Genomic DNA, 16,224 nt, shown 5'->3' with positions numbered 1-16,224 from the left:
ATTATTTCCTCCGCTTACGATTAACACCGTCTGCAAAGGGTTATTCGGCCGGTGGAACGTAGCCTTCGGCCTTGGCGTATTCCTCGCCCGAGAGGTACTTGTCCATCTCGGCCTGCAGGAACTTGCGGTCTTCGGCGTTCATCATGTTCAGGCGGCGCTCGTTGATCAGCAGCGTCTGGTGTTTCTGCCAGTCGGCCCAGGCCTTCTGGGAAACGTGGTTGTAGATGTCTTCGCCTTTGGCGCCTGGGTACGGTGGGCGGTCCAGGCCGGGCAATTCTTCTTTGTACTTGCGGCACATTACGGTTCGGGTCATGACGACTCTCCTGCGTTCAATACGTCGGCTGCGTTTTGCAGCAGCTTCTTCACCGGGGCAGCGAGGCCCAGGCGAGGCGGGGTGGCGAGGTTATACCAGAGCCAGTCGTCCTCGGCCACGTGATGGCCGGACTCCTCGACCCGGACCAGCCAGGGTTCGATGGTCAGTTGAAAATGGCTGAACGTGTGGACCAGCCCAGGCAGTGCCTGATGCTCGCCCATCTCCAGCGAATGCTGATCGGCCAGATGCTGCATGTCATCGAAGGCGTCCAGTTCCGGCAGGCTCCAGAGCCCGCCCCACAAACCGGTCGAGGGGCGACGGTAAAGCAGGATCTCGCCTTGATCGTTGGCGAATATCGGCATCAAGGTACGTTTTTGCGGGACGGTCTTGCGCGGCTTGGGGATCGGGTAGCGCGTTTCCTGGCCAAGCATGTGGGCTTCGCAGCCCCGTTCCAGTGGACACAGCAGGCAACTGGGTTTGCTGCGCGTGCAGAGCGTGGCGCCCAGGTCCATCATCGCCTGGGTGTAGTGATTGACCCGGCTGTGAGGCGTGAAGCGCTCTGCAGTCGCCCACATTTGTTTCGCGACCTTGGGCTCACCCGGATAACCCTCTTGCGCCGTAAAACGCGCCAGAACGCGTTTGACGTTGCCGTCGAGGATCGGCGCGCGAATGCCCATGCTGATGCTGGCAATGGCGCCTGCGGTGGACAGACCGATGCCGGGCAGCTCCGTGAGCGTTTCGACGTCGCGCGGAAACTCGCCACCGTGTTCGGCGACGACGATTTTCGCGGCCTTCTGCAGGTTACGGGCGCGGGTGTAGTAACCCAGGCCGGTCCACAGGTGCAGGACTTCGTCTTCCGGCGCCTCGGCGAGGGCCTGAACGCTGGGCAACGCTTCCATGAACCGGTCGAAATAACCCAGCACGGTGCTGACCTGGGTTTGTTGCAGCATGATTTCCGACACCCAGACGCGGTAGGGCGTGATGTCGTGTTGCCAGGGAAGATCGTGACGGCCGTGACGGTCGTACCAGTCGAGGACGGCGGAGGAAAACTGCTCGGGTTGCATCATGGTTCCGGTGTTCAGGAAAAAGGTGAGGCCAGTGGGTCTCGGGATTGTAGGAGCCGGCTTGCTGGCGAACGCAGTATGTCTGTGCCCGATCAGGAGGCTGACACACCGCGTTCGCCACCGTCGTAACCTCCGGCAGCTCCTACAGGTTTTGGTTGCTGCCGGGAGATATCGGCAGCAGAGCCGCTAGCGCTTGAACAATCCCTTGATGGCGTCCTTGAGCTCAGGACTGACCTTGTCCCCCAGCTTTTCGTCGATCTTGTCGCCGATACGATCGGTGGCGAGTTTTGCGGCCACTTTGCCCAACCCTTCGTTATCCAGACGGCAAGCCTTGGCGCCCAGCTCCAGCGGGCCACGGCAGAGGATCGGCCATTCGATGCCGACAAAGCGCGGGTTCACTTCGCAGGCCGGGTCCGGCATGTCGCTCTTGTCGCCTTCGATGATCACGCCGACGCGGTAATTCATGCCCAGCACGCGCAAGTCGATGTCGCCGTCGCCGTTGACCGTGAGGCCCGGCGTGCGGACTTTGAGGTCCGGGTTGCTCGCCACGCCGTTACGGAATGTCAGATTGCCGTTGAGCTGCTGGAAAGGCGTGTCCTTGCCGCGTGGATCGCCACTCAGTGTCTTGCGATTGAGCACCGAAATGCCGCGGCACAGCTGTTGCTCTAGGTTGGCGTTGACCAGCACGCCGTCGTTGAGCGCAAAGCTGGCGGTGCCATTGAGGCTTTCGACCAGCGCTTTCTCGCTGTTGCCCTTGGCGGTGACGTCGCTGTTCAGATTCAGCAGGCCGCGCAGCGGAGGCGTGGTGCCCTGGCTCTGGATGAAGCGCTCGACCGGCACCTTGGCGATGTGGGTCTGCACGCTGGCCAGCGGAACTTCCGGGCGCACGTCCAGATTGCCTTTGACTTCGAAGTTGCCGTTGTAGAGGTCGCCGCGCAGGCTGTCGACCGTAATGATGCCGTCCGCCGCCGAGGTCTTGAGCGCTGCGTTCTGGATCGCCAGCTTCTCGACGGTCAGCTTGCCAAAATTCAGATCGGCGTCGACGTCGAGCTTGCGCATGCGCTCCAGCGGCAACAGCTTTGTGTCGCTCCAGGCGACCTGGGTGGGCTGATTCGGCAGCGGGCTGGTGCCCGATGCGGCCATCGCCTCGGCTTCGTTACCCTGAACTTCGGTTTTGCGCGCAGCGCCTGCGGCCTTGGCCTGTTCGCTCTGTGGCGGACGATAACGGTCCGCATCAAACGTGTCGGCTTTCAGTTTCAGGCGCAGGGACTGCTTGGCGAAATCATCCACGGCGACTCGGCCGGTGAAGGTGCTGTCATCGAGTCGCAGCGTCAGATCGTCCAGCGAGACACTGTTCTGCGTTGCGGCGATGCGGCTGACCATTTCCAGTCGGGTCAGGCTGTTGTCGCCCAAGGTTGGCGCGGTCTGGCCGACGCTGTCGAGGAACTCACGCAGGTTGAACTGGGCAATGGAAATGCCGCCGCTCAGTTGTGGCGCCTTGTCCAGGTCGCGTACGTGCAGCTCGCCCAGGGCGCGTAGCTGGTTGGCGGAAAGCTTGAGGTTGGTCCACTCGGCGACGTTGGCCGACAGGTCAGCCAGAAGCTGGCCTTGCGCGGAGAACGTCAGGGTCTTGCCTTGCAGCGGATCGCCTGCCGCCTCGCCGGAGAACCGCATGTCATCGAACTGATACCGCTTGAGCGCGCGGTCGAACCGCAGTTTGCCGGTCAGTTCTGTCTTGGTGCGGATCACCGGCTGGTTGGTGCTCAGGAAGGCGGTCAGCTTCACCGGAATGTCGGTGGCGTTGTGGACCGGGCCGGTGCTCAGTTGGATGCTCTCGGCGGTGAACTGCCGGGCTTTCTGCACATCATTGAAGTCAATGCGCGCGTTGTTCACGGTCAGGCTGTCGATGTCCAGTTTGAGCGGTTGCCAGGCCTTGTCCGGCTTGGCGGCTGCTGCGTCCGGTGCGGTATCCGGCGAGGTCTGGGCGACGGGGGGCTGCGCGGGATTGGCCGCAGCGGCAGGCACCTTGCCGATGTCTTCCCAGTTGCCGTGGCCGTTTTCATCTCGGGTCAGCATCAGGTTGAGGCCTTCGACCCGCACGTCGCTCATCTGCACTTCTTTGCGCAGCAAGGGCAGGACACGGACCGAGAGGCCCAGCATCTGCAGGTCGGCAAACGGTTTTGACGGCTCGGTCAGCGTGGCGACACTGGCGTCGTGCAGCTCAAGGCCCAGCCAGGGGAACAGGCTCCAGCCGATGTCGCCATTGAGCGTCAGCTCGACGTGTGCCCGGTCGCGGACCAGTTTACGAATCTCGTCTTTGTAATCGTTGGGATCAAACAGATGGGTCAAGGCGAAGCCGAGAGCCACGATGATCAGCAACAGCCCGAGAATGAATAGTCCCAGGATTTTGCCGAACGCTTTCATGGGCGAGTCCTTGTAATCGAGTCGTTCAAAATTTAGCCCGCGAGTATAGCGTTCTCACGCAGACGACGGGCTTTGGATGGCCTTATGCACTTTAGTGAAGTTCATGCAGTGACAAACGGTAGAAAAATCGTAGTAGCAGAATGCTTCCTGTCATGCATCAGATGGTAATCTCTCGCCGTTCGCGGGTCATGCTGCGTCGAAATGTCACGTAATGAGGCTTTCTGCCGATAAAACTCCCGATGCTTGCGTGCATGAAGAGGGGTGGCGGAAGCAATGCCGTTGTTCTTGCGGGACACAACTATAAATAGGGGCAAAACTTAGATGACTACAAGCACTGCTCTGGGCGGCTCTATCGCTCAGCCTGCGTTCTTGTCCAAAGAGCGCATTATCGCCAAGCGCGGTTTCAACCGCTGGCTCGTTCCACCGGCCGCACTGGCCATTCACCTCTGTATCGGTATGGCTTACGGCTTCTCGGTGTTCTGGTTGCCGCTGTCCAAGGCGATCGGGATCAAAACCGCCGTTGCCTGCGCACCGGACATGGGGTTCTTCGAGCAAGTCTTCTCGTCCAGCTGTGACTGGCCGATCTCGATGCTCGGCTGGATCTACACCCTGTTCTTCATTTTCCTGGGTTGCTCGGCGGCCATCTGGGGCGGCTGGCTGGAACACGCCGGACCACGTAAAGCCGGTGTCGTCTCGGCCCTGTGCTGGTGTGGCGGTCTGCTGATCTCGGCGCTGGGTGTCTATACCCACCAGATCTGGCTGATGTGGATTGGTTCGGGTGTGATCGGCGGTATCGGTCTGGGCCTGGGTTACATCTCGCCTGTTTCGACCCTGATCAAGTGGTTCCCGGACAAGCGCGGCATGGCGACCGGCATGGCGATCATGGGCTTCGGCGGTGGCGCGATGGTCGGTGCTCCACTGGCGACCGCGTTGATGAGCCACTTTGCAACGCCTGACAGCGTGGGCGTATGGCAAAGCTTCGTCGCCATGGCTGCGATCTACTTCGTCTTCATGATCGGTGGCGCCCTGGCGTACCGCGTTCCGCCAACCGGCTGGAAACCTGAAGGCTGGACCGCTCCTGCGAAGAAAACCAACAGCGCGATGATCACCAACCGCCACGTGCACGTGAGCGTTGCGTGGAAAACCCCGCAATTCCGTCTGGTGTGGCTGGTGCTGTGCCTGAACGTTTCGGCGGGTATCGGCATCCTCGGAATGGCCTCGCCACTGCTGCAGGAGGTGTTCGGCGGCAAGCTGCTGGGCACCGATCAGGCGTTTGGTCAGCTGGACGCTTCGCAACTGGCCGCTATCGCCGCCATTGCAGCCGGCTTCACCGGTCTGCTGAGCCTGTTCAACATTGGCGGCCGTTTCTTCTGGGCGTCGTTCTCGGACTACATCGGCCGTAAAGCCACGTACTTCGTGTTCTTTGCGCTGGGCTTCCTGCTCTACGCATCGGTGCCGACCCTGAGCCACCTGGGCAGCGTTGCGCTGTTCGTTGCTGCGTTCTGTATCGTGCTGTCGATGTACGGCGGCGGTTTCGCGACCGTTCCGGCGTACCTGGCTGACCTGTTCGGTACGCAAATGGTTGGTGCGATCCACGGTCGTCTGCTGACTGCTTGGGCTGCCGCTGGCGTGCTGGGTCCGGTGCTGGTGAACTACCTGCGTGAATATCAGCTGAGCCACGGCGTTGCTCGTGCCGACGCTTACGACATCACGCTGTACATCCTCGCCGGCCTGCTGGTGCTGGGCTTCATCTGCAACATGCTGGTGCGCCCGGTGGCCGACAAGTACTTCATGACCGACGCGCAATTGAAGGCTGAACAAGCCATCGGTCACGACGCTGGCGCCGACCACACCACCTCCCTTGAGTGGAAAGCGGACGCAGGCACCAAGCCGCTGGCGATCCTGGCCTGGCTGGCCGTGGGCATCCCGCTGGCGTGGGGCGTGTGGATCACCCTGCAGAAGACTGCGGTGTTGTTCCACTAAGCCGCTCTCGATGTCGGCCTGATTGGGCCGACATCGAACCTGTAGGAGCGCGCTTGCCCGCGATTGCAATTTGTCTGGCATTGATTGGCTGTCTGACACACCGTAATCGCGGGCAGGCGCGCTCCTACAGGGTTTGGCGTCATCTCGTATGTGCTTGTATGCACATGTCTAACGCTCGCGGCGGCGAATTCAGCCCGTCAGCGATATCTCCCTTCGTGTTTCTGTTTCCATCCTACACGCCTATAATGTCCGCCTTTTCGCCCAATGATTTTGCGGAGCTGGTGATGGCCGAACGTAAGGCGTTCGTCGAGCGCGACACCCTGGAAACCCAGATCAAAGCCTCGATCAACCTGGATGGCACCGGAAAGGCCCGATTCGATATCGGCGTTCCTTTTCTTGAACACATGCTCGACCAGATCGCCCGTCACGGGTTGATCGATCTGGATATCGAAAGCAAAGGCGACCTGCATATCGACGACCACCACACGGTGGAAGACGTCGGTATCACCCTCGGTCAGGCCTTCAGCAAAGCCATTGGCGACAAAAAAGGCATCCGTCGCTACGGCCACGCCTATGTCCCGCTGGATGAAGCGCTGTCGCGCGTGGTCATCGACTTCTCCGGTCGTCCTGGCCTGCAGATGCATGTGCCGTACACCCGCGCCACCGTAGGCGGTTTCGATGTGGACCTGTTCCAGGAGTTCTTCCAGGGCTTCGTGAACCACGCGAACGTCACGCTGCACATCGACAACCTGCGCGGTCACAACACTCACCACCAGATCGAAACGGTGTTCAAGGCATTCGGCCGCGCGCTGCGCATGGCCGTTGAGCTGGACGACCGCATGGCTGGCCAGATGCCTTCGACCAAGGGCGTGCTGTAATGCAGACGGTTGCCGTTATCGACTACGGCATGGGCAACCTGCACTCGGTGGCCAAGGCCCTCGAGCACGTAGGCGCTGGCCGTGTGCTGATTACCAGCGACGCCGACGTGATTCGCGAAGCCGACCGGGTTGTGTTTCCCGGTGTGGGCGCGATCCGCGACTGCATGGCTGAAATCCGTCGTCTGGGCTTTGATGCCCTGGTGCGTGAAGTCAGCCAGGACCGTCCGTTTCTTGGCATCTGCGTCGGCATGCAGGCGCTGATGGACCGCAGTGAAGAGAACGATGGCGTCGACTGCATCGGTGTCTTCTCCGGTCAGGTGAGGTTTTTCGGCAAGGATCTCCACGAAGACGGCCAGCACTTGAAAGTCCCGCACATGGGCTGGAACGAAGTGACGCAGGCGGTGGATCACCCGCTGTGGCACAGCATTCCGGACCAGGCGCGGTTCTACTTCGTGCACAGCTATTACATCGAGTCGCCGAACCCTCGGCAGATCGTCGGTCGCGGTCATTACGGCCATGACTTCGCTGCCGCATTGGCGGACGGCTCGCGTTTCGCGGTGCAGTTCCACCCTGAGAAGAGCCACACCCATGGCCTGCAGTTGCTGCAGAACTTCGCTGCGTGGGACGGCCGCTGGTAATGAGCAAGAAGAACAAGCCGCCGATCCTGACCCTCACTCCTGAGCAGGAGAGCGAGGCGTGTCACACGATCAAGCGGTTCATGGAAGACCGCTTCGAACTGGACCTGGGTTCGTTCGAAGCGGCTGAAATCCTTGAATTTTTCACTCGCGAAATTGCCCCGCACTATTACAACCGGGCGATCTTCGATGTGCAGGCGCATTTGAAAGAGCGCTTCGAAAGCATCGAAAGCGACGTTTGGGCGCTCGAGAAAAACTAATTTCCGATTAAGTAGGTTTCCAGATGCTGATTATTCCCGCTATCGACCTTAAAGACGGTGCCTGCGTGCGCCTTCGTCAGGGTCGCATGGAAGATTCCACAGTGTTCTCCGACGATCCGGTGAGCATGGCTGCCAAGTGGGTTGAAGGCGGTTGCCGTCGTCTGCATCTGGTCGATCTGAACGGCGCGTTCGAAGGCCAGCCGGTCAACGGTGACGTGGTCACTGCCATCGCCAAGCGTTATCCAAACCTGCCGATCCAGATCGGTGGCGGTATTCGCTCGCTGGAAACCATCGAGCATTACGTCAAGGCGGGCGTGAGCTACGTGATCATCGGCACCAAAGCGGTCAAAGAGCCTGAATTCGTCGCTGAAGCCTGCCGCGCGTTTCCGGGCAAGGTGATCGTCGGTCTGGACGCCAAAGACGGCTTCGTCGCCACCGACGGCTGGGCTGAAGTCAGCTCGGTTCAGGTGATCGACCTGGCCAAGCGTTTTGAAGCGGACGGCGTCTCGGCCATCGTTTATACCGACATCGCCAAAGACGGCATGATGCAGGGCTGCAACGTACCGTTCACCGCTGCGTTGGCGGCGGCGACGAAGATCCCGGTCATCGCCTCTGGCGGCATCCACAACCTGGGCGACATCAAGGCGCTGCTGGACGCGAAAGCGCCGGGCATCATCGGCGCAATCACCGGTCGTGCGATCTACGAAGGCACACTGGACGTCGCTGAAGCCCAGGCTTTCTGCGATCAATACAAGGCCTGAGGGTATTGATTCTGTGGGAGCGAATTCATTCGCGAGAGTCCGGTACATTCGACGCATCTGTCAGCAGTGCCACCGCATCGCGAATGAATTCGCTCCCACAGAGATCCGGTCTCAAAGCAAAGTTTGATGATGGGTTAATACCCCTCAGTTTTTGGAGAACACCCTCATGGCTCTCGCCAAACGCATCATCCCCTGCCTCGATGTCGACAACGGTCGCGTGGTCAAGGGCGTTAAGTTCGAGAACATTCGTGACGCCGGCGATCCTGTGGAGATCGCCCGTCGCTATGACGAGCAGGGTGCCGACGAGATTACGTTTCTCGACATCACTGCCAGTGTCGATGGTCGTGACACCACGTTGCACACCGTAGAGCGCATGGCCAGTCAGGTGTTCATCCCGCTGACCGTGGGCGGCGGCGTGCGGACCGTGCAGGACATTCGTAACCTGCTCAATGCCGGTGCCGACAAGGTGTCGATCAACACCGCTGCGGTGTTCAACCCCGAGTTCGTCGGTGAGGCGGCTGCGCGTTTCGGCTCGCAGTGCATCGTCGTGGCAATCGACGCCAAGAAGGTGTCCGGGCCGGGCGAAGAACCGCGCTGGGAGATCTTCACCCACGGCGGTCGCAAGCCAACCGGTCTGGATGCCGTGCAGTGGGCCATGAAGATGGAAGGCCTGGGCGCTGGTGAGATTCTGCTGACCAGCATGGATCAGGACGGCATGAAGAACGGCTTCGATCTGGGCGTGACCCGGGCGATCAGTGATGCGCTGGGTATCCCGGTCATTGCGTCGGGTGGCGTGGGGAACCTGCAGCATCTGGCCGACGGCGTGCTCGAAGGCCACGCAAGTGCCGTTCTGGCCGCGAGTATTTTCCACTTCGGCGAATACACCGTGCCGGAAGCCAAGGCGTTCATGGCCAAACAAGGGATTGTGGTTCGCTGATCCCGTATGTGAACACTCCATCTGTGGATAATCGCTCCCACGCTCTGCGTGGGAGTGACTTGCGTCACAGGGACGCGGAGCGTCCTGCCCTGCATTCCCACGCAGAGCGTGGGAACGATCAACATTGTGTCAGTCAGTGAGCGATCAAGCCGCTGAGCGCCCCGCCCCAGACGCTTCGAGACACCTCTGTCCTGAAAGCGACTCCACCCATTCCCGAACTGGACAACGCCCTGTGTTAACGGCACTCTCTTGCCGACGTCAGGATCGGGTGCCAGGGATATGTTCAAAGGTGTTTTTCTTGCGCTGATCAGCGTGGCCACATTGCTGACAGGAACCGCCCGGGCAGAGGATGCGCCGGCGTATTCGATGGTGTTGCTCACCGAGAATTTCCCGCCCTACAACATGGCCATCGACGGCAAAAATTTTGCTCAGGAGAGCAATATCCAGGGCATTGCCGTCGAAATCGTGCGCGAAACCTTCAAGCGTGCGGGCGTCGGCTACAACATGACGCTGCGTTTTCCGTGGGACCGCATTTACAAACTTGCGCTGGAAAAGCCCGGTTACGGCGTGTTCGTGACGGCGCGTCTGCCTGAGCGCGAAAAGCTCTTCAAGTGGGTCGGCCCCATTGGCCCGGATGACTGGATCATGCTGGCCAAAGCCGACAGCCCGATTCAGTTGAATACCCTGGACGAAGCCCGTCAGTACAAGATCGGCGCCTACAAGGGCGATGCGATCGCCGAAGAGCTGGGGCGTCAGGGAATGAACCCGATTGTGGTCCTCAGCGACAAGGACAACGCCAAGAAGCTGGTCGACGGGCAAATCGACCTCTGGGCCACGGGCGACCCGGCCGGGCGTTACCTGGCGCGACAAGAGGGCGTGACCGGATTGAAAACCGTGCTGCGCTTCAACAGCGCCGAGTTGTTCCTGGCGCTGAACAAAGACACGCCGGATGAGGTGGTAAAGAAGCTGCAGACCGCGCTAGATCAGCTGCGCAAGGAAGGCACGGTGGACAGTATTTTGGGTAAATACCTGTAAACAGGGTGCGATATATCCCTGTGGGAGCGAATTCATTCGCGATGCGGTGCGACTGCTGAAAAAAATGTGCCGGGTGTACTGGCCAATCGCGAATGAATTCGCTCCCACAGAAGAAGGCTGCTTGCTCCATACATTTCTATCGGATGACAGCCCGCATTCGCGGCCCTCGTAACCTCGGACGGCTCCTACAGGGGGGGCGTGCAAGCCGGAAGATCTACCGATAAACCCCATTCTTCCCATGCCCACCCATCGCCTGATTGCCACGGATGCTGATCATATGGCGTAGTTCGATCCAGTCGATGCCTTGGGCCTTGAGCTTGGGCAACTCACGTTCCAGCACCTCCATGGTCACCGGGTACGGATGGCCGATCATCACCGCCGAACCTTGCTTGTGCGCCAGCTTGACCGCGCTCTGCAGCTGGCCGCTGATGGCCTCTGCGGTGCGCTCGTCATCGAGAAACACGTCCCGGGATAGACTGGCCAAACCGATCTTTTGCGCTTCGGCTGCGGCGACGGTTTTCGCACTGGTGCGGCTGTCGACCAGAAACAGATGGCGCCGCTGCAGTTCACCCACCAGCCAGTTCATCGCCACCGGCTCGGCGGTCATGCGGCTGCCTTCGTGGTTGTTGATCCCCGCCGCATAGGGCACTTTCAACAGCGCCGCGTTGAGTCTCGATTCGAGCTCGGTCAGCGGGAGATCGGGACGCCAGGCGTACGGCCCGGTGGCCGGGTCCATGGGCATGTGCAGCATCACGGTCTTGCCTGCCTTGTGGGCCTGGCGCGCGAAGTCGGTGGCGTGCGGGGTGTCGGGCATGATCGCCAGCGTCACGGGGCCGGGCAGAGCCAGCGCGCGGCTGTCCTTGTCGGGACTCTGTCCGAGGTCATCGATGATCAGACTGATGTAAGCGACCTTCGGCGACTTGCCGTCGGTTGTCGAGGGTTCGGCGGATGCCGCCTGTGCGGCATCCGTCAGAACAACAGCCATCACTGCAAGGGCCCTGACGAGCCCGGTCAACCAGAAGCGCATATCAATTGCCGCGTGTGACACTCAATCCCTTGAGCAGACTGAGGGCCTGGTTCAGCTGGTAATCGTCGTCCTGTGGACGCGCCTTGCCAGCCTTGGACTTGGTGGTCGGTTTGTCCGCGCCGCCGTTGCCGTTGCCCAGGTGGCCGAGCAGGTCGGCCTCTTTGTAGTTCTCGCCGTCGGCCTCTGTGGTGACCTTGGCACGTTTGACCTCGATGTCCGGGTTGATGCCCTGTGCCTGGATCGAACGGCCATTGGGCGTGTAATACAGCGCGGTGGTGATCTTCAGCGCGCGGTCGTTGGCCAGCGGCAGAACGGTTTGCACCGAGCCTTTGCCGAACGAATCGGTGCCCATCAGGATGCCGCGTTTCTGGTCCTGCAAGGCGCCGGCGACGATCTCGGAGGCCGAGGCGCTGCCGCCGTTGATCAGCACCACCAGAGGCGCGCCTTCGCTGGCGTCGGCCGGGTCTGCCGAGAAGCGCAGTTCGGAGTTGGCGATGCGGCCCTTGGTGTAGACGATCAGGCCCTTGGTCAGGAAGTGGTCAGCCACTTCGACCGCTGCCTGCAACACGCCGCCAGGGTTGTTGCGCAGGTCGAGGATCAGGCCGTTCATCTTCTTGCCGTTGTCCTTGCGCAGCTTGGCCAGCGCCTTGCCGACTTCTTCACCGGTCTTGACCTGGAACTGCGTGATGCGGATGTAGCCGTAGCCAGGCTCCAGCATCTGCGACTTCACGCTCTTGACCTGAATGGTCGCGCGGGCCAGCGTCACGTCGAACGGGTTGCCGCCGTCGCGCACCAGCGTCAGGGTGATCTTCTCGCCGATCTTGCCGCGCATCTTGTCGACGGCTTCCTGCATGGTCTGGCCCTGGGTCGGCGCGCCGTTGATCTTGACGATCAGGTCGCCGGCTTCGATGCCCGCCTTGGAAGCAGGCGTGTCGTCGATCGGCGACACGACTTTTATAAAGCCGTCTTCTACGCCAACCTCAATGCCCAGGCCGCCGAACTCGCCGCTGGTGCTTTCCTGCAGCTCCTGAAAGTCTTCAGGGCCCAGGTAGGCGGAGTGCGGGTCGAGGTTGCTGAGCATGCCCTTGATGGCGTTTTCCAGCAGGGTCTTGTCATCTACCGGCTCGACATACGCCGCTTTGATCCGGTCCATCACCTCGGCAAAGGTGCGCAGCTCGTCGAGCGGCAGCGGCGCCTTGATGTTCGCGGCATTGGCAGGTGCGGAAGCAGCAGGCGCCGCAGCGGGAGCGGCACCGGCGGCCTGCGCAAGAGGCGCGCCGATAACCACGGCGATAGTCAGGGCCAGCGAGGTGAGGCGGGACGAAAACAGCATGTCTTACGAACTCCTGAGTGAGGTGTCGACTTATCCTTGAGTGCGACACCATTGGGCCGGATCACTAGGGCGACCCTGCTGACGAATAGCGAAATACAGCGCCGGAGTGTCCTGACCGCCACCACTGTTACCAACGGTGGAGATCGCCTCTCCGGCTTTTACAACGTCCCCAGCTTCCTTCAACAGACTCTGGTTGTGACCGTACAGACTCAAATAACCGTTGCCGTGGTCGAGAATCACCAGCAGCCCGGCGCCTCGCAACCAGTCGGCGAAGACCACACGACCACCATGCACAGCGTGTACCTGACTGCCCGCGGCAGCACTGATCATCACGCCATCCCACTTGGTTCGCTCGTCATCGCCGCGGGTTTCACCGAAACGCGCCAACAATCGACCATCAACAGGCCAAGGAAGTTTTCCCTTTGCCTGGTCAAAAGGTCCGCCGTACGACTGACCGGCGCTGGAAACCAGTGCGCCGGGGGCTTTTGTGGGGCGACGCGGTGCCTCGTCGCTGTCGTCTTTTCCTCGGCTCTTGGCCAGCGCTTCTTGCTCACGCTGGCGTTTCTCGGCCTCCTGCTGAGCCAGTAGCGCTTTCTGACGCGCCTCTTCGGCTTCGCGGGCTTGCCGTGCAAGGGTTTCTTCGATTGTCTTGAGGACTTTAGTCAGGTCTGCCTGATCTTGCTGGCGTGACTGCAGTTTCTGGTCGCGAGCCTTGTAGTCCTGATTCAGCTTGGCCAAGGCGACCTGGCGTTGCTGGCGAACGGTGTCGAGCTGGGCTTTCTGGTCATCCAGCGAGCTCTTTTGCACCAAGAGCTGGGCTTGTTGCAGGTCGATGTCTTTTTCGACTTCGGCCAGTTGGCGCAGCGTTTCGTTGAAGCTGCGCAGCTGCTCCAGGCGGGCCTGGCTCAGGTAATCGTAATAGGTGAGGGTGCGCGCGAATTTCTCGGGGTTCTGCTGGTTGAGCAGCAGTTTGAGGTATTCCTGACGCCCGTTCTGATAGGCGGCGCGGGCCTGAATCGCGATCAGGCGTTGCTGTTCAACGCGTGCGCTTTGGAGTTTTTTTCTCTCCATCGAGCCGTTGAAGCTCGGTTTCACTCTTTTTTAGTTCTTTTTGCAGGGCCTCCACCTGCTTTTCCAGCTTGCCCATTTCGGTTTCGGTCGAGCGCAGATCTTTCTGAACCCCGGACTTTTCCTCCTGGAGTTGGCTCAGCGCCTTCTTCAGTTCGGTAATGTCCTGACGCGTGGCATCCAGCTGTTTTTGGGTTTGTGCGCGCTCATCGTCGGCAAAGGCCGGGTTAAGCAGACAAATCAAAGCGAGGGCGATCAGGGCGCGGAGCATGGAGTTGGGCGATACCAGGAGTGAAGACGGGCTTAGTATGCCCGGCGGTGGCTGCAAAAAAAACGCTCATAGGGCGCCGCTTTCAGACATTTCATACAAAAACCGGCGCTGTCCGCGTAAGACAGGCCGGTTTAGACGACTTACTTGGCAACCAGAATCGATTTGCCGGTCATTTCCTTCGGAATGTCCATGCCCAGCAGCGTCAGCATGGTCGGAGCGACGTCCGCCAGCACGCCGCCTTCGCGGACTTTCAGGTCACGCTTGCCGACGTAGACGAAGGGCACGGGCTCAGTGGTGTGCGCCGTGTGCGCCTGTCCTGTGGTGTCGTCGGTCATTTGCTCGACGTTGCCGTGGTCAGCGGTGATCAGTGCTTCGCCGCCGACTTTTTCCAGCGCTTCGGTGATGCGACCGACGCAGACATCGAGGCATTCAACGGCCTTGATCGCGGCTTCCATGATGCCGCTGTGACCGACCATGTCGCCGTTGGCGTAGTTGACCACGATCACGTCGAAACGCTGGTTTTCGATGGCGTCCACGATTTTGTCCGTGACTTCCGGCGCGCTCATTTCTGGCTGCAGGTCGTAGGTGGCGACTTTCGGCGAAGGGATCAGGATGCGTTCTTCGCCTTTGAAGGGTTCTTCACGGCCGCCGGAGAAGAAGAAGGTCACGTGCGCGTATTTTTCGGTTTCGGCGATGCGCAGCTGGGTTTTGCCGTTGTTCGCCAGGTACTCGCCCAGCACGTTGTGCAGGCCTTCCTTGGTGAACGCAGCCGGTGCCGGGATCGTGGCGGCGTACTGGGTCAGCATCACGAAGCCGGCGAGTTTTGGCTGACGTGCACGGGCGAAGTCCTTGAAGTCGTCTTCCACGAACACACGGGTCAGCTCACGGGCGCGGTCGGCACGGAAGTTCATGAACACGACGGCGTCGCCGTCTTCGACTGTGACTTTCTCGCCGATGCGGGTGGCTTTGACGAATTCGTCGTTCTCGTCGCGCGCGTAAGCAGCGTCCAGCGCGGCCTTTGCGGTGTCAGCCTGGAATTCAGATGTGCCGTCGACAATCAGGTTGTAGGCGGATTCGACACGGTCCCAGCGATTGTCGCGGTCCATGGCGAAGTAACGGCCGATGATCGTTGCAGTGCGACCTTTGCCCAGGCGCTTGTAGGCGGTTTCCATGGTGTCGAGGTACTTGTGCGCGCTGCGTGGCGGCGTGTCGCGGCCGTCCAGGAACGCGTGCAGGTAGATCTTCTCGGCGCCGCGTTTGACCGCCAGTTCAACCATCGCTACCAGGTGATCTTCATGGCTGTGCACGCCGCCATCGGACAGCAGGCCCATGATGTGCACGGCCTTGCCAGCGCCAACGGCCTTGTCCACCGCTGCGCAGATTGTCGGGTTTTCGAAGAACTCACCGTCGCGGATCGCTTTGGTCACGCGCGTGAAGTCCTGATACACAACACGACCGGCGCCCAGGTTCATGTGGCCGACTTCGGAGTTGCCCATCTGGCCGTCCGGCAGACCGACGTCCATCCCGGAGCCCGAAATCAGGCCGTTGGGCATGGTTTTGTAGAGGCGATCGAAGACCGGCATCTTCGCTTCATAGACCGCGTTGCCGTGATGGCTGTCGCTGTGACCGAAGCCGTCCAGGATGATCAGAACCAAAGGTTTAGGCGTGGTAGTCATGAATCCCACTCTTGGTGAAAAGATGAAGTAGAGGAAAGATCGACAGTTTAGGGACAAGTTCAGACGGCGTCACTGCCGTACGGGCTTTGGCCGACCTTGGGTGCTGTGTATACTGGCCGACATTTTAACGCCCTGGAACCTAATGATGGTTGATCACCTGATTGCATTTGCCACTAATCACTATTTGATCTCTGGCGCTTTCGTCATCCTGCTGGCACTGCTGATCGCGACAGAACTCAACAAGGGCGGCAAGAGCCTGAGCACCGGTGAACTGACCGCGCTGGTCAACCGTGACGAGGCGGTGGTCATCGATGTGCGTCCCAAGAAGGACTACGCCACCGGTCATATCGTCGGCTCCCTGAACTTCCCGCAGGACAAGGTCATGTCCCGTACTTCGGAGCTTGAGAAGTACAAACCCAAGACCCTGATCATCGTCGATGCCGCCGGTCAGCACGCAGGACACATTGCCAGCGAATTGCTCAAAGCCGGCTTCACTGCCGCCAAGCTGTCCGGTGGTGTGTCGTCGTGGCGCGGTGACAACCTGCCGCTGGTGAAGTGA

14 protein-coding genes and 1 pseudogene are annotated in these 16,224 nt (G+C 60.4%); 8 read left to right on the top strand and 7 right to left on the bottom strand.

Annotated features, from left to right (window positions below):
• Positions 1-40: 40 nt before the first annotated feature.
• From AB4N84_RS09055 to AB4N84_RS09045, 3 genes are all read right to left on the bottom strand, one after another.
• The gene (locus AB4N84_RS09055; protein WP_074758025.1) at positions 41-313 is read right to left on the bottom strand and encodes an oxidative damage protection protein; all 273 of its coding nucleotides are present in this window, start codon (positions 311-313) and stop codon (positions 41-43) included.
• Positions 310-1,377 carry an A/G-specific adenine glycosylase gene (gene mutY, locus AB4N84_RS09050; protein WP_460046975.1) on the bottom strand — a complete coding sequence of 356 codons (1,068 nt, stop codon included), beginning with the start codon at positions 1,375-1,377 and terminating at the stop codon, positions 310-312. Before mutY ends, AB4N84_RS09055 begins: the two co-directional genes overlap by 4 nt.
• Before the next feature lie 186 nt (positions 1,378-1,563).
• The gene (locus AB4N84_RS09045) at positions 1,564-3,801 is read right to left on the bottom strand and encodes an AsmA family protein (RefSeq protein ID WP_460046045.1); all 2,238 of its coding nucleotides are present in this window, start codon (positions 3,799-3,801) and stop codon (positions 1,564-1,566) included.
• A 321-nt stretch (positions 3,802-4,122) separates the two neighbouring features.
• On the opposite strand from AB4N84_RS09045, the gene AB4N84_RS09040 reads away from it, so the two are divergent.
• From AB4N84_RS09040 to AB4N84_RS09010, 7 genes are all read left to right on the top strand, one after another.
• Complete coding sequence (locus AB4N84_RS09040) at positions 4,123-5,784, top strand: OFA family MFS transporter (RefSeq protein ID WP_074758031.1); 1,662 nt, start codon at positions 4,123-4,125, stop codon at positions 5,782-5,784.
• A 284-nt stretch (positions 5,785-6,068) separates the two neighbouring features.
• Positions 6,069-6,662: an imidazoleglycerol-phosphate dehydratase HisB gene (gene hisB, locus AB4N84_RS09035; protein ID WP_062379429.1), complete on the top strand. Its 594-nt coding sequence runs from the start codon at positions 6,069-6,071 to the stop codon at positions 6,660-6,662.
• Positions 6,662-7,300, top strand: a complete 639-nt coding sequence (hisH, locus tag AB4N84_RS09030; RefSeq protein WP_460046044.1) for an imidazole glycerol phosphate synthase subunit HisH — start codon at positions 6,662-6,664, stop codon at positions 7,298-7,300. Before hisB ends, hisH begins: the two co-directional genes overlap by 1 nt.
• A complete protein-coding gene (locus AB4N84_RS09025) occupies positions 7,300-7,557 on the top strand; it encodes a DUF2164 domain-containing protein (protein WP_460046043.1) in 258 nt (85 codons plus the stop codon). Before hisH ends, AB4N84_RS09025 begins: the two co-directional genes overlap by 1 nt.
• 23 nt (positions 7,558-7,580) lie before the next feature.
• Entirely contained in the window at positions 7,581-8,318 is a 738-nt protein-coding gene (hisA, locus tag AB4N84_RS09020) for a 1-(5-phosphoribosyl)-5-[(5-phosphoribosylamino)methylideneamino]imidazole-4-carboxamide isomerase (protein WP_460046042.1), read from the top strand.
• A gap of 166 nt (positions 8,319-8,484) precedes the next feature.
• Positions 8,485-9,255 (top strand): imidazole glycerol phosphate synthase subunit HisF, encoded by a 771-nt coding sequence (gene hisF / locus AB4N84_RS09015; protein WP_346828662.1) that lies wholly within the window; start codon positions 8,485-8,487, stop codon positions 9,253-9,255.
• Between the two features lie 279 nt (positions 9,256-9,534).
• A complete protein-coding gene (locus tag AB4N84_RS09010; protein WP_074758041.1) occupies positions 9,535-10,290 on the top strand; it encodes a substrate-binding periplasmic protein in 756 nt (251 codons plus the stop codon).
• Between the two features lie 214 nt (positions 10,291-10,504).
• Here the strand turns inward: AB4N84_RS09010 and AB4N84_RS09005 are convergent, their stop codons facing one another.
• The 4 genes and pseudogenes from AB4N84_RS09005 to gpmI all read right to left on the bottom strand — a co-directional run bounded on the left by AB4N84_RS09005 (position 10,505) and on the right by gpmI (position 15,665).
• Positions 10,505-11,275, bottom strand: coding sequence for a divergent polysaccharide deacetylase family protein (locus AB4N84_RS09005; RefSeq protein ID WP_460046041.1), 771 nt, complete (start codon positions 11,273-11,275; stop codon positions 10,505-10,507).
• Between the two features lie 43 nt (positions 11,276-11,318).
• On the bottom strand, positions 11,319-12,650 hold the full coding sequence (locus AB4N84_RS09000; protein WP_074758045.1) for a S41 family peptidase: 1,332 nt from the start codon (positions 12,648-12,650) through the stop codon (positions 11,319-11,321).
• Positions 12,651-12,680: 30 nt separating this feature from the next.
• A pseudogene (locus AB4N84_RS08995) lies at positions 12,681-13,989 on the bottom strand (murein hydrolase activator EnvC family protein).
• A gap of 140 nt (positions 13,990-14,129) precedes the next feature.
• Positions 14,130-15,665, bottom strand: coding sequence for a 2,3-bisphosphoglycerate-independent phosphoglycerate mutase (gpmI, locus tag AB4N84_RS08990; RefSeq protein ID WP_460046040.1), 1,536 nt, complete (start codon positions 15,663-15,665; stop codon positions 14,130-14,132).
• Between the two features lie 145 nt (positions 15,666-15,810).
• Here gpmI and AB4N84_RS08985 point away from each other — a divergent pair, with 145 nt between their 5' ends.
• On the top strand, positions 15,811-16,224 hold the full coding sequence (locus tag AB4N84_RS08985) for a rhodanese-like domain-containing protein (protein ID WP_074758052.1): 414 nt from the start codon (positions 15,811-15,813) through the stop codon (positions 16,222-16,224).

The organism is Pseudomonas sp. S2_H01 (genome assembly GCF_054668305.1).
The sequence above is the reverse complement of the archived record's forward strand: the minus strand, read 5'-3'. Positions and strand labels throughout refer to the sequence as shown.